Annotated in this window: 10 protein-coding genes; 3 read left to right on the forward strand and 7 right to left on the reverse strand. The window is 61.3% G+C overall.

Going from position 1 to position 13,715, the window contains the following annotated elements:
- Nucleotides 1-15: 15 nt before the first annotated feature.
- The 6 genes from KHO31_RS29865 to KHO31_RS29890 all read right to left on the reverse strand — a co-directional run bounded on the left by KHO31_RS29865 (nucleotide 16) and on the right by KHO31_RS29890 (nucleotide 7,887).
- On the reverse strand, nucleotides 16-1,557 hold the full coding sequence (locus KHO31_RS29865; protein ID WP_201085329.1) for a DUF3138 family protein: 1,542 nt from the start codon (nucleotides 1,555-1,557) through the stop codon (nucleotides 16-18).
- Nucleotides 1,558-1,662: 105 nt separating this feature from the next.
- A complete protein-coding gene (locus KHO31_RS29870; RefSeq protein ID WP_211624807.1) occupies nucleotides 1,663-2,784 on the reverse strand; it encodes a polyamine ABC transporter substrate-binding protein in 1,122 nt (373 codons plus the stop codon).
- Between the two features lie 146 nt (nucleotides 2,785-2,930).
- Nucleotides 2,931-3,758: a helix-turn-helix transcriptional regulator gene (locus KHO31_RS29875; protein ID WP_211624809.1), complete on the reverse strand. Its 828-nt coding sequence runs from the start codon at nucleotides 3,756-3,758 to the stop codon at nucleotides 2,931-2,933.
- Between the two features lie 145 nt (nucleotides 3,759-3,903).
- Nucleotides 3,904-4,455, reverse strand: a complete 552-nt coding sequence (locus KHO31_RS29880) for a hypothetical protein (protein ID WP_236061596.1) — start codon at nucleotides 4,453-4,455, stop codon at nucleotides 3,904-3,906.
- A gap of 524 nt (nucleotides 4,456-4,979) precedes the next feature.
- A complete protein-coding gene (locus KHO31_RS29885; protein WP_201085326.1) occupies nucleotides 4,980-6,884 on the reverse strand; it encodes an AAA family ATPase in 1,905 nt (634 codons plus the stop codon).
- 718 nt (nucleotides 6,885-7,602) lie between these two features.
- Nucleotides 7,603-7,887 (reverse strand): hypothetical protein, encoded by a 285-nt coding sequence (locus KHO31_RS29890; protein ID WP_201073549.1) that lies wholly within the window; start codon nucleotides 7,885-7,887, stop codon nucleotides 7,603-7,605.
- Nucleotides 7,888-8,179: 292 nt separating this feature from the next.
- Between KHO31_RS29890 and KHO31_RS29895 the strand changes: the two genes are divergently transcribed.
- On the forward strand, nucleotides 8,180-9,217 hold the full coding sequence (locus tag KHO31_RS29895) for an AraC family transcriptional regulator (RefSeq protein ID WP_201073551.1): 1,038 nt from the start codon (nucleotides 8,180-8,182) through the stop codon (nucleotides 9,215-9,217).
- Between the two features lie 26 nt (nucleotides 9,218-9,243).
- On the opposite strand, the gene KHO31_RS29900 is transcribed toward KHO31_RS29895, so the two are convergent.
- Nucleotides 9,244-10,605 carry an MFS transporter gene (locus KHO31_RS29900; protein ID WP_201073553.1) on the reverse strand — a complete coding sequence of 454 codons (1,362 nt, stop codon included), beginning with the start codon at nucleotides 10,603-10,605 and terminating at the stop codon, nucleotides 9,244-9,246.
- A 256-nt stretch (nucleotides 10,606-10,861) separates the two neighbouring features.
- On the opposite strand from KHO31_RS29900, the gene KHO31_RS29905 reads away from it, so the two are divergent.
- Both KHO31_RS29905 and KHO31_RS29910 read left to right on the forward strand, forming a co-directional pair.
- The gene (locus KHO31_RS29905) at nucleotides 10,862-11,485 is read left to right on the forward strand and encodes an ABC transporter ATP-binding protein (protein WP_201073555.1); all 624 of its coding nucleotides are present in this window, start codon (nucleotides 10,862-10,864) and stop codon (nucleotides 11,483-11,485) included.
- 255 nt (nucleotides 11,486-11,740) lie between these two features.
- Nucleotides 11,741-13,714 carry an APC family permease gene (locus KHO31_RS29910; RefSeq protein ID WP_201073557.1) on the forward strand — a complete coding sequence of 658 codons (1,974 nt, stop codon included), beginning with the start codon at nucleotides 11,741-11,743 and terminating at the stop codon, nucleotides 13,712-13,714.
- The last annotated feature ends 1 nt before the right edge of the window (nucleotide 13,715 follow it).

Here is a 13,715-nt window from a genome sequence, read left to right on the forward strand (position 1 = left end):
GTTGCGTAGAAAGAATTAGAACGAGTAGATGAATTGCGCTGCTGCGATATCGTTGCTGCGCGAATAGCTGCCGTCGCTGTTGAGGAATACCGCGTGACTTGCCTGGTCGTGCCGGTATTCGAACTTCACGATGATCTGAGCGGTCGGGTAGAACAGCAGATCGGCCGTGATGTCGTAGTGCGCGCTGCCTTTGCATTCGCTGCCGTTGCTTGCCGATCGTTGCAGGCAGGCAGGATCGACGCCGAAGCCGCTCGTGCCGTTGACCGCCGGATTGCCGCCCGTGGCGCCGTACAGAATGTTGCTGCCACCGCCGCCGTTGGCGGTGTCGTTCAGATAGTCGAAGCGCAACGTCGCGCCCATATGGCCGAGCCAGTCGGAGGTCCACTTGCGATGCCCGAGCAGCGAGAAGCCGTACCAGCGCGCCGTCCCGCCGTTCCAGGCGCCCTTCTGCAACTCGCCATAGTCAAGCTGCGCGTTCAACTGCAGCTTGTCGCGCGTGTAGGTCAGATCGCTTTCCACGTAGCGATACATGCCGAACGGCGACGATGCATTGCACTGATATCCATAGCCGCCGCTGTCCGGGCACAACGAGAACAGCGTTTGCCGCCCGATGGTTCCGGAAATGCCTATATCGAGCGCAGTCGACAGAACGTCGTCGAAACGCGCGGTCAGCGTGGGGGTCCAGTTGCTCTTGGTGGTGTTGTTCGCGGCGTTGACGATCGCCCCGGAGGTGCGCAGTTGCTCGTTGCCGAACAGCACCTGCCAGAGATGGTTGTAGGTCGAGTTAGCGCCCTTCAACCCGATGCCGACCATGTTGCCCGGCTCGCTGAAGTCGTACAGCAGCCCGTGGGTCAGCGTGAACATCTGGTTCGAAGGCTGCCCTTCGTAGCCGGCGAGACTTGTCATCAAGCCGGTGGCAAACGTGGTGGTCGCATTGAGCGGCACGGTGACATCTGCTTGCGTCAGGATGTTGTTGCCGAGGCCGCCGCGCTCGTTGCTCAGAACCGAACCGAAGCCGCGGTTTGGCTGGATCACGATTTCGGCGGCGGGCGCCATTGGGCCCACGCCGAAAGTCTTTTTGATGTCGAGATAGATGTCGCCGATTGTGCTGTTGTAGTAGTCGTAGACACCCGGATCGTGATTGACGAACATGAAGCCCGACGAATGCTGGGCACGGTTGTACAGATAGACCGGGTCGAGATAGCCGGTGATCGACAGGCCCGCAAGCGGCCCCGTCGTCGCGGCTTCTTCGAGCGAATCGACCTTGAGCGTCATGTTGTTCAACTGCTGGCGCATCTGTGCCGCGTCGTCGTTCGTCAGGGCCATGGGCGGCGCGGCGGGCGTGGCGGGCGTGGAGGCCGCGGGAGCAGGTGCGGCCGCGGACACGGTGGTGATGCTTGCGCGCAGTGCATCGACTTGCGATTGAAGCGCGGTGACTTGAGCCTTCAACGCGTCCAGTTGCGCCGCGTCGGATCTGCCGCTTGCCGGCGTTGCCGCCAGCACGGCGACGCTATTGAACGCGAGCAGACATAACGCTGCAACACGAGTGAGTTTCATGGTGTGGGCCTATTCCAGGGCGAGCGCGTCCCGCCGCGTTCGCACGCGGGACGGCACTGCTGGTCGGTGAAATCAGAGAGAGATCAGCGGGAGATCAGCGGGAGATCAATCGATCTTGAGCTTGCTCCAGAGCCGGTTTTCGAGGCGCTGGAGATCGGTAGGCAGCGGCTGCACGGAGAACAGCTTCTTGAAGACCTCCGGCGGCGGATAGACCGAAGGATCGGCCAGCACCACAGGTCTGATCAGCGGTTTCGCGCCCGGTATCGCCGTCGGATAAGCCGTGTCGTTGGTGAGGTTGGCACTTTCCTTTTCGGACAACACGAAATTGATCCATTTCAATGCGGCTTCTGGATGCGGTGCGTCTTTCGGAACGGCCATCATGTCGAACCAGATTGGAGCACCCGTATCTGGAATGACATATTTGATGTGATAGGACTTCTTCGCGTCGAGGGCGGCAAGGCGCGCGGTGTTGATGTCGCCCGACCACCCGAACGCGATACAGATGTCGCCGTTCGCCAGATCGTTGATATAGCTGCTCGAATTGAACTGCGCTATATACGGGCGAATACTTTTGAGCAGCTCATAAGCCTGCTGATAGTCGGCCGGATTATGGCTGTTCGGGTCCTTCTTCAGATAGAGCAGCGCGAGACCAAATGCGTCGGCGGGAGAATCGATCATCGATATGCCGCAGCTTTTCAGCTTCTGCGCATTGCGTGGATCGAACAGCAGGTCCCAGCTATTCAGCGGCGCACTGGCGCCGAGCGCGGCAGCCACTTTTTCGACGTTGATGCCGAGCCCGTCCGTGCCCCACGACCAGGGCATGCCGTACTGATGGCCAGGATCTTCCGCCGCGAGAATCTTCATGATCTCGGGGTCCAGATGGGCGGCGTTAGGGAGCTTCGACGCGTCGATCTTCTGGAAGATGCCGGCCTGTACCTGGCGCGCCCAGAATGCGTCGGACGGCACCACCACGTCGAAACCGGAACTGCCCGACAGCAGTTTCGCCTGGAGCGTTTCGTTGGAATCGAACTCCTGGTACACGACTTTGATGCCGGTTGCCTTCTGGAAATTCGCGACCGTGTCCTTGCCGATCGAATTGCCCCAGTTGTACACGTTGACAACCTGCTCGTCGGCTTGCACGGACGGCGTACTGTAGTAAGCCGCCCCGCCCATCGCCAGTGCTGCAAGAACGCGTTTGAGCCAGCGCCCCGATGCTGCTGTTGCCATCTACGTTTCCTCCGAATGGATGCGTCTCAAGCGCCTCGCACCGTCGGTGCAGAAGCGTTGAAGCGACTGTATCCGGAGGAAAACCGCCGGTCTGCCCTGCCTGAGGGGGGCCAAACTGCAGATCGGCGCGCGGGTAAACGCGAGGCTCAGACCTCGCCGTGCGCCCAGGCGAACAGTTCACCCTTGGTGCGCAAGCCGAGTTTGGCGAAGGCACGTTTGACATACGACTCGGCCGTCGAGACGCGTAACTCCAGACGCGTCGCCGCTTCCGGCACGGTTTTGCCGGCCAGCAAAAGCTTGCAGATCTCATGCTCGCGCCGCGACAGGTGAATCTCGCTCGAGGCGAGCCGCTCCTCGAAACCCGAGGCCGGCTTGATCGCGGAGTCTGGCGAGGTGCAGCGCCGCACGGCCGCCGTACTCGCGTGCAACTCACACAAGGGGAACAGGAATTCGCCCATTTGCCGCAGCAAGGTAAGCTCGGCGAAAGAAAACGTGGGCCGCTCGTGTGTACGGATCAATGCCAGCGAATACTGGACGTTGCGCGAGCCGCGCACGAGGAAGCATTCTTGCCTCGCATCCGCGACGTCGTACAGGGCACGGCGGAAATCTTCGTCGGCGATCGCGCAAACGTCGCGTTGAATCAACTGGGTGCCAACGATTCCACGCATCGACGCGATCAACGGATCCCGTTCGTAGTAGCGCTCGTAGTAAAGCTCCATCAACTGAACGATCATCGGAATGCGCGTGGGACCGCCGCTGCCGAGCCACTCGGCGACATAGCCCTTGCCGAAGCCCGGCGTGAGCCGCACGCGCTCCAGATGCACGGCGTCGGCGAAGACGCTGCGCTCCAGAAACGCGCTCAGGCTCGGCAAGAAGTCCGCCGTGCCAACGGCGTGGACGAGGTCACCCAAGGCCTTCGGCTCGACCTGAACCAGCGGCGCGCGAACAGGCAAAGCGTGGTGCGATTCGATCATGTCCGTCTCGATTCTTGTGATCGGAGCACACTACCTCATCAAAAAGTCGGCGTCTTTGCGTGTTTTCGCACCCCCTCTTTCGTGTCACGCCACGGTTCGCGGCCTCACTTCGCCTTGAAAGCCCTTATAGAAATCCATGCGCCAGTTAACGGAACCCGAAGGACACGACCTTCCGCCCCTCGAGACTGACCTCAACCGCCTCGGCGCAGGGTGCCTGGCAGGGCGTGCCGTCGACGGTGGGTCCCGCGCTCGGGAGCGTCTCGGAGATGATCACGGCCTTGATCACTCTGGCATCATCGGTCACGACCATTTCGAGGAGGAGCACCACCCCGCTGTCGTACTGGATCGTCATCGTTCCGGTGCAATTGGATTTCATCGTGTAGTAGCCACTCTGATTTCCGACGAAATCAGTCTGGCCGCCCTTGGGTGCGCCGCCAACGGTACCGGTGTCGATCCGCGCAAAGTGGCCCGACCCGTCGAAAGTCACGAGAGCAACGTCGTTAAGTAGCTGTTGTGTGACAAACGGATGCACGCCATTTGAGGAATCCAGCAATCCAATCAGTTTTCCTTGTGCGCTGAACCCGTACGCGCCGTTCAGCGTCGCGAGCGAGCACCTATCGGCGGCTTTTGCCGCGCCACTGAGTGCCAGAAGTGCCAAAGCCGTGGCCGACAGAACGCTTATACGCTTGCTATTCATGTTCATCTCCTTAGTAAGCAAATCAGACGCTCAATTCAATTCATACACTTCGGCTACCTAACTGAATTGAGTGAGCCATTCAAAGCGATCGAACAGGTACAGCCATTCACGGCCGACGCTGTTCGCGGAGCCAGCGATAAAAGGACGAAGCCCGTCAACCGGATTGCGTCCAGTGGAAATACGGCGCGGTGTCGTCGGCGATTCGAGCAGCGCAGGCGAGCGATGCCGGGAAGCCGATAGTTGAAGATAGTGATTGGTGAATTGCTTCACCGGGCAAAATGATCGGTAGCCCGGTGCCGGCGGATACGTGCGGAGGAGTCGCACGGAAATCCGCGCATTGGCTGACTTCGTGAGTCGGCGGCGCATTAAGATTGCGCTGCGAGATTCAGTATAGGCCGCGTACCCGGAAAAATCGGACAAAAGCGCGGCGGATTATAACGACGGCGCTGCTGTTTCCCGCGCGTCCAATCAGTGCAACAAGGAAAACCGCCGCGCGTCTTCGCACGCTCCTGGCGCAAGGCGGATCAGGCAGCAGCCGGCTCGTGGACGATCTGCAACGCGCTCTTGTGCTCCTTGACCAAGCGGTAAACCGTTTCGCCAGGAACGGTTTCCTGTTCGAGCAACTCGCCGGCAATGGCGCGCAGCACGGGCTCGTAGGCATGCAGCAATCCATAGCACAACTCGTTCAACTCTTTGAGCAGTACGTTGGCGTGCTCGATGGCGCTCTTCAATTGCAGGCCCGCGTACTGTGACGGCAGCGCCGCGAGGCTGAACAGATCGCCGTCGCGGTTGAAGCCGAACTTCGATACCATGTCGAGGCTGATGCGCGACGCTTCCTGCAGGTCCGACGCAGCGCCGCTCGACGCTTCGGAGAACGTGAGAATTTCGGCGTTGCGTCCGCCGAGCAGGACCTGAATTTCGTTGCGGATTTCAGTTTCGCGGTACAGGTGTTTGTCCTGCGCCTTCGTGATGAGCGCAACACCTAAAGCGCCGCCACGCGGCAAGATCGTGACCTCTTCCAGTACGCCGGTGCCAAGCAGCGCGGCAACGAGACCGTGCCCCGCCTCGTGCACCGCGATGCGCGTGCGTTCGTCCTCGCTCAGCGCCCGCTCGGCGCCGCTCACGTCGCCGATGCGCGCTATCTTGATCGCCTCCATGAAATGCTTCGAAGCGATCTCCGTCTCGCCGGCTTTGCGTGCGACCAGCCCCGCCTGATTCACGACCATCGCGACCGTTGCCGGAGAAAGGCCCGTGGTCAAGCGAGCGAGTTGGTCGTAGTCGATATCGGCGGCCTTCGACTTCAGCTTCTGCGCATAGAAGCGGAAAATTTTCGCGCGGTCTTCACGGTCGGGCAAACGGACCTGCACGGTGCGATCGAACCGGCCCGGCCGGCGCAACGCCTCGTCCAGATTGTCGGGATGATTGGTGGCCGCGACGATGATGACGCCTTCATTGGAAGCAAAGCCATCCATTTCCGCCAGCAGCTGGTTGATGATGCGATTGCTCTCGGCTTCGACGGGACCGCCGCCGGTATCCGTGCGCTTGGCGAGGCCGTCGGCTTCGTCGATGAAGATGACGGTGGGGGCGTTCTTGCGCGCGAGTTCGAACAGGTGTTTGACCTTCTGGATGCCGACGCCGTAGTACTTCGCACTGAAATAGCTGCCGGTAATCGAAATGAAGTTCGCGCCGCATTCGCCGGCGAGCGCCTGTGCGAGCCGCGTCTTGCCGACGCCTGGGCCGCCGACCATCAGAATGCCGCACGGTGCGCGTACGCCCATCGACGTGAATTGCTTCGGATCGGACAAATAGCCACGAATGTCCGCGAGCGCGGCCTTCGCCTCACCCGCGCCAATCACGTCGTCGAAACGCAGTGTGGGTGCCTTGCTGAGAAGCGACGCGCCGCCTTGCATCTCGCGGCGCATGAACCACACCATGCCGCCGATCAGCAACAGCGGCAGCAGCAAGCTGATCGCGTCGCGCACCTGGTTGAACACCGTCACCCAGCGGGACCCGCCGGTCCGGATGTCGGCATCGGGCAGCCATACGAGCTGATAAGAGGCAGCCTGGTCAGCTTTGGGTTCGCCAAGCAACAGCGCGTGCGAAAACGTCGCGTTATGGTCGGTGACGAAGTATTTCGCGCCATCGCGCTTCGACACCAGAATCGCGTTGGGGCTTACGCCGATCGCGGTCACGTTGGCGTCGCGAATGTCACGCAACATTTGCGATGCGTCTTTCTCTTCGCGCGTCCACGCAGAAGGATCGTGACGCATCTGACTCGCGATGCCGGTAAGCGCCGGCTTTGCCTGCCCGTCGTGCTGCTGATAAAACCAGGCGCTCAGTGCGAGCACCACCGCGATGACTACCGCACTGACCCCAATGGCGATCTTGCGCACGCGTCTTTTCCCAAGCGAATTCTTTCCCGGCTTCATGAGTCACTTCCAAAAACGGGCCAAGGCAGGCCCTCAATACTGGTCAAAATCAGGTGGTAGAGGCTGGCGGGAGGGAATCGGCTGACGCGACACCATGCATGCACGGAAAGAAGGACACCCAACCATACGTCCCTTTTAGCAGCCCGCACACCGGTCAGTATGCCAGGGGGCCACGCTTTCCAAATTGCAGAAAAGGCCTGTTTCTACCGTCTATCCGGCGATCCATATCGTCGAATTTCAGGGAGCGATCAGCGCCTTGAAGGCGATGCCCGCTGCTCCGGCGCACAGTTTATCAGCGCTATATTCACTACGTATTCTGCATACCTGAAAGCAACCGCACCCTATTTGAAAGCGGTCAAAATTGCAGTAATTCGCGGAATATTGAAGTCGCCCATCAATCCAGGCTGGTGGCGATAGGCTGATGTAAGGCGTGACACAAGTGGTTAGCCGAGCGAGCGCCCGGCAAGGACAACACTTTCGTGGCAATCCTCGACCGGTCGCTCGGCCAAGTTCAGAGGCGCGTACCACTACGCCCCCAAACGTCCGATGGGCAAGGCGCCCAACGTTTTCGCGGCTGTGCGGCGGGCCTCTATGTGCCCGTCCGCATCATTGCCGCACTCTCAGGTCCTTCTTTTTATTGCCGATGCCTCGTGACATCAGTCTGCTCTCCTGCAACTACCCCCGATCTTTGCAACTCTTCCCTTCGACAGATTAAGACTCAGGCAGCGGTACGCCGCCCCGGCTTCATCTGCGCTTCACTCCCGAGCCGGTCGAGAAGCTTGATGACGCGTTTGCGTTGGCTGGCAATCAACTCGTAAGTCTCTTCCAGCGCGCGAATGCGTTTTTCCCAATACTCATGGTCTAGCGGGACCAGCACGCTAACCGCGTCCCCACGCGTCACGTACTGAACCATGTTCTCAAGATGCTCCAGTTGGCTATCCACCAGACTGGACGGATGCCGCCCGCCGCGCTGGGCGGTCGGTTGCCTGTTCGTGCCGTTCATCTTTCATACCCCGTGCCTGACCAGCCGGCAAAGCTTGGACCCTCTCACTCATTGCGCCGCGAATGCCGGAACGGCGCTCTTTCTGCGCGCAGTTGCGATTTCAGAACGGGGCCTGTTATAACTGGACTCATTGCGCCGTCGACGAAAGCGATCTGCATCTAATCATCCGACGATACCGCAGGTTTTTTGTTTGGCTTTACCATACGTCTCAATTTGGACGACGGCGTGTTAAATACTTGGTTACCGCGGCTTCCCCGCCGGAACCGCATTCCTAGTTCGCAGTAACCGATCCATGAATCAGCGCACATTGCCGCCCCACCTGGCCGCCGCAGCCGCAGCCGAATCGCGCTCCGCCATCTCCACGAGCCGCTTCAGCACGCATGCGCTCGCAGCCGGGGAACAGTTTCTGGCGTGGCGCCAGCGCGTGGGGCATGTGGTCGACGCGCCGCCGTCGAAGGAGCAGATCGCCGGGGGATTTCGCGGTGAGATCGATCTATATGCAGTCGGCGGAATGGTGTTTACGGACTGCAGCACGCAAGCGCTGCGGCTGGAACGGTCGGTCGCGCGCGTTTCCACAGACTCGCGGCGCGATTACGTCTTTCAACTGTTCGTGGAAGGCGAAATCGGCCATGTGACGGGCATGCACAAGAAACGCAGCGCGCCGGCTTCGGTGCAGGGCATCGTCGCGTTCGACCTGAACCAGCCGTTCCGGGCTGAACGGCCCGAATGCCGGCTTCTGAGCCTGTTCGTACCGTCCGCGATCGTGGACGAGGAACTGCGCGACGGCGCGGCGATTCACGGCAGGATTGTCCAGCAGGGTTCGCCGCTGACCGGCCTCGTGCTGGATCACCTCTCAGCAGTCGCCCGGGAAATCCCCACGCTCGACCCCGCCGCCGCGACGGAGGCACTCCATGCCGGCGCCCAACTGCTGGTCGCCGCCTTCCGCAAGGAGGCGCGTCTGACCGGCACGGGCCGCGCGGCGATACAGGCTGCCGTGATGGGACAGGTGCGGCGCTACATCGAAGCCAACCTGCATCAGAGCGACCTCACGCCGACCAGCGTGGTTCAGGCGTTACAACTGAAACGCGCGACCATCTATCGCTGGTTCGAGCACGACGGCGGGCTCGGCGCTTACATCCGCAATCGCCGGTTGCGGGAAGCGGCGGACGAACTAGTCCGTTTCCCGCATCTTCAGGTGACGGAAATCGCCTATGGACTGGGTTTCCAGAGCGCGTCCGATTTCACCCGCGCATTTCGCCGCACCTTCGACATGAGCCCGCAGGACATGCGGGTGCGCGCGTGGGATCTGCGGCAGCACAACGCGGAGTAAGCGCGGGGTAAGCGCGCGGTAAGCGTTTAAGCCGGCGGCTGCGAAACACCGGCAACGCGCGCATCCCTCGCATCTGCCTCGGGAGCATCTGCCTCGGGAAATGCCATCAACGCGACGAGCGTGAGCAGGGTCGCGGCCATCAGATACCACGCCGGAACCATCGGATCGCCCGTTACGTTGATCAGCCACGTCACGAGGAACGGCGAAAATCCGCCGAACAGAACAACGCCGAAGCTGTAAATCACCGCAAGCCCGGCCGCGCGCCGATGCACTGGCAACGCTTCCATCATCAGCACGGAACTCGGACCGGCGTTGTTGACTGCAAGCGCCACGTACGCCGTGATGATGACGAGCGCGGCAACGTCGCCCACACCGTGGGTCAGCGCCCAGAATGCCGGCCAGGCGGCCGCCAGCGACGCCACAAGCGCCGCGTACTGCAGCGTCTTGCGACTCGCGAAGCGGTCGGCCGCGCGCGCCACGAGTGGCGTCACCACGAGAATCACAAGGCCTGACAGGCAGGCCGTCAACAGGCTGATCGCGGCCGGCCGATGCAGCGTACGAACCAGGTAGGCCGGCATATAGAAGACGGTGAGGTAAATGCCCACCGAAGGCGCCGCCATCATCAGGAGGCCGCAGACGAACGGACGTGGGTATTCTGTGAACATGCGCCTCGGGCTGAGCCGCGCACGCTGCAGCGGCTCGGCCACCGGCATCCGGCGACGCAAATACCAGCCGACCGGTCCGATCAGGCCGCCCAGCACGAACGGAATGCGCCATCCCCAGTCATGCATGGCAGCCGGCGACAACAGCGCCGTCGTGCCCGCCCCGACCAGCGCGGCGGCGAAGGCGGCCGCGCCCTGGCTCGCACCGCGCCAGCTCACCATGAAACAGCGATGCCGGTAGGCGACTGACTCCATCAGCGAAGCCGACGCCGGCCCGATCTCCCCGCCTGCCGCGAGTCCCTGCATCAGGCGCGCGAGCACCATCAACACCGTCGCGGCAGGGCCGATCGACGCATAGCCCGGCAGGCACGCGATCAGCCATGTGCCTAGCGTCATCAGTGCGAGCGATACCGTGAGGCCGGCTTTGCGGCCGCGGCTGTCGGCGATGTGGCCGATCATGATCGCGCCGAGCGGGCGCATCACGAAACCCGCGCCGAAGGTGGCGAGCGAGAGTAGCAGCGACGACACGGGATTGCTCGATGGAAAGAACAAATTACCGATGATGACGGCGGAAAAGCTGTAGACAGTGAAGTCGTACGCCACGAAACCGTTACCGATAACAATTGCCGTGACGATACGCCTGAGTTCGGCGCGGGACGGCTGGGCCGCTTTGTGGGCAGCAGTTTGCGTGGATTGCGTTTTACGGGGGGACGCTGATGGTTTCAATAGATTGACAGAATCGAGGTAAAGCTCTTTTCTTTAACGGCGCCAGGATGCGCAACTTTACACTCGCAAGCAGATGTTCGCGTGGCGGGTGGTGTGAGGGTGGTGTCATTGCCGGACGCCGGGAGCGCACCCGAGCGCGCTGCTACACTTGCACACCGCCAACTTGCCGAAGAATCCTCGCCGCCCGGCATCGTGCTGATCGCAGTCTGCGTGAGCGTCGCGCGGCACATTCTTCGGCTGACACACTCCGCACTCCATGCTTCGATTCGAGAACCTCAGCAAGCGCTATAGCGAACGCACCATCTTTCAGGGATTGCATTACGACACGGCTGCAGGATGCGTGGCGCTCAACGATGAATCCGGCAGCGGCAAGTCGACCTTGCTTGGCATCCTCGCCGGCACGATCGAACCCGACGCCGGCGAAGTCTGGCTCGGCGGTCATTCGCTGCGCACTGCGCCGCTCGAGGCGAAATCCGTGCTCACGTATGTGCCCGAAGACTGCATGACGTATCCGGACCAGACCGGTCGTGATTATCTGAATCGTGTGGCGTCGGAGAGAAAGACAACGGTCGGCAGCGACGCGCTCGAGCTTGCCAGGCGCTTCGGACTCGAACCGCATCTCGACAAGCGCTTCGAGCAGATGTCGTTTGGCACACGCAAGAAAATCTTCCTGACCGGGGCCGTACTAGGCGAGACGAAAGTCGTGATCGCGGATGAACCGGTCGGTGGACTCGACGCCTCGGCGCGCGGGGTTCTGGTCGACCTGTTCAGAACGCTGGCCGCAACCCGCACAGTCCTTTTCTCAAGCTACGACACCGCCTTCACACAAGCTTGCGAGGCGAGAACCATCGGCTTTGCGGATCTGGGTGCGCGCGGCTAGAAGATTTCCGCGCGACGCGGTCTTGCGCAAGCCACAATCTTTCGATTCCATGACGACATCATCCCCGGGTATCGTCCACTGGCACAGCGCGCAAAACTGCCCTACATTTTCGTAGTCGGTTGCCAATGATCGCAGCAGCGGTCGCTGATTGTCATTCGCCTTGGGCCCGGGCCACTGCGGCGCCAAACCGTCGAACTGTCGAACTGTCGAAAACGGCTTTCACGCCGGCAGCGTCTGACCAGGTTTGGAGGGGACATGGCCGTCTTCGCTAACTTTTGGCGTTTGATTGTCGGCAAGCCGCTGGATCCGCTCGATCCCCGGACTCGCCACGCGATCGCTGTCACGCCACTGCTGGCCTGGGTAGGCCTCGGTGCCGACGGGCTGTCATCGTCATGCTACGGGCCAGAAGAAGCCTTCCTGGCGCTCGGCCAACACACCTCACTTGCATTGTTTCTCGCCGTGGCTACCGCTGCGACGGTCTTCATCATCGCGCTCGGGTATAACCAGGTCATCCAGCTGTTTCCTACGGGTGGCGGCGGCTATCGCGTCGCGACAGCGTTACTTGGCCCGCACCCTGGCTTGGTTTCCGGCGCCGCGCTGCTGGTCGATTACGTGCTGACCATCGCCACGTCGCTCGCAAGCGGCGTCGATGCATTCTTCAGCTTGCTGCCGGTGAGCGCGCAGGCCGTCAAGCTCACAACCGAACTCACGCTCATCGTCCTGATGACAGGTCTCAACTTTCGCGGCATGCGCGAGTCGATCATGGTGTTGCTGCCGATCTTCCTCGGCTTCGTAGTGCTGCATCTCGGCCTGATCGTGTACGGCGTAGCAGTGCATGGCGATCACCTGGCCGCCGTCGTGCCGGGCGCCATCGGCGAAGCACGCGGCATGTCGCACGCTGTCGGCCCTCTCGTGGTGGCGGCGTTGCTCATGCGGGCGTTTTCGCTGGGCGGCGGCACGTACACGGGCCTCGAAGCCGTGTCGAACAACGTCAACATGCTGGCTGAACCGCGCGTACCGAACGGCAGGACGACGATGTTTTATATGTCCACGTCGCTCGCGTTCACGGCCGGCGGCATCATCCTGCTGTACATGTTGTGGCACGCCCAGGCGGTGGAAGGTCAGACGCTCAATGCGGTGGTATTCGGCAGCGTCATCGATCATCTCGGGCTCGGCTCGGCGTTCGCAAGGCATGCGGTGCTTGCCGCCGTGCTGGCCTTCGAGGCAGGTCTGCTACTGGTGGGCGCACAGACCGGCTTTCTGGACGGGCCAGCCGTGCTGTCGAACATGGCGTCGGATTCGTGGGTGCCGCGTCATTTCCGCGATCTGTCCGCGCGCCTGGTCAGACAGAACGGCATCGTCGTAATGGGGCTCGCAAGCCTTGCCATTCTCATCTGGACGCACGGCGACGTGTCGATCCTGGTGGTGCTGTACAGCATCAATGTTTTTCTGACCTTCAGCCTCTCCCTGCTCGGCCTGTGCATTTACTGGTGGCGCCATCGCAGTGACGGCGAAAACTGGCTGACGCACTTTGCGCTATCCGCGCTTGGGCTGTCGGTCACCAGCACCGTGCTGGTGATTACGCTGATCGAAAAATTTACGGCGGGCGGCTGGCTCACCGTACTGGTGACCGGCGCGGTGGTGGCGCTGTGCTTCGCCATCAAACGGCATTACAGCGAAACCCGCACACTGATAGCGAAGGAGGACGCACTCTTTGCCGGCGCGCCGCCCGCGGTCGGCGACATGGAGACGCCCCTCAAACCGGACCCGTCCCAGCCGACCGCTATTCTGCTCGTCGGCAAACACCGCGGGGCCAGCATGCATGCGCTGTTGTGGGTGAACCGCCTGTTTCCCGACCATTTCAAGAATGTGATATTTCTCGCGGTCGGTGAAGTGGACGCGCAAAGCTACGAAGGCACGGAGCACCTGGAGCAATTGCGGCAAACGATTTCAGCATCGCTCGACTATTACGTTGCGTTCTGCCGCCGGCATGGCATAGCTGCCGAATACCGGATCGATTTTGGCACCGACCCCGTCGACGAATTCATCAAGCTGGCCGGGGCTACGATGGAGGAATTTCCGAACAGCGTTTGCTTCGCCAGCAAACTGATTTTCAAACGGGTGAATATCCTGACCCGATGGCTGCACAATCACACGCCACTGGAAATTCAAACGCGTCTGCATCAGGAAGGCAAACAGATGGTGCTGCTGCCGATGAACGTGGGGTGAT

The sequence above is a fragment of the Paraburkholderia domus genome, assembly GCF_905220705.1.
GTDB lineage: Bacteria > Pseudomonadota > Gammaproteobacteria > Burkholderiales > Burkholderiaceae > Paraburkholderia > Paraburkholderia domus.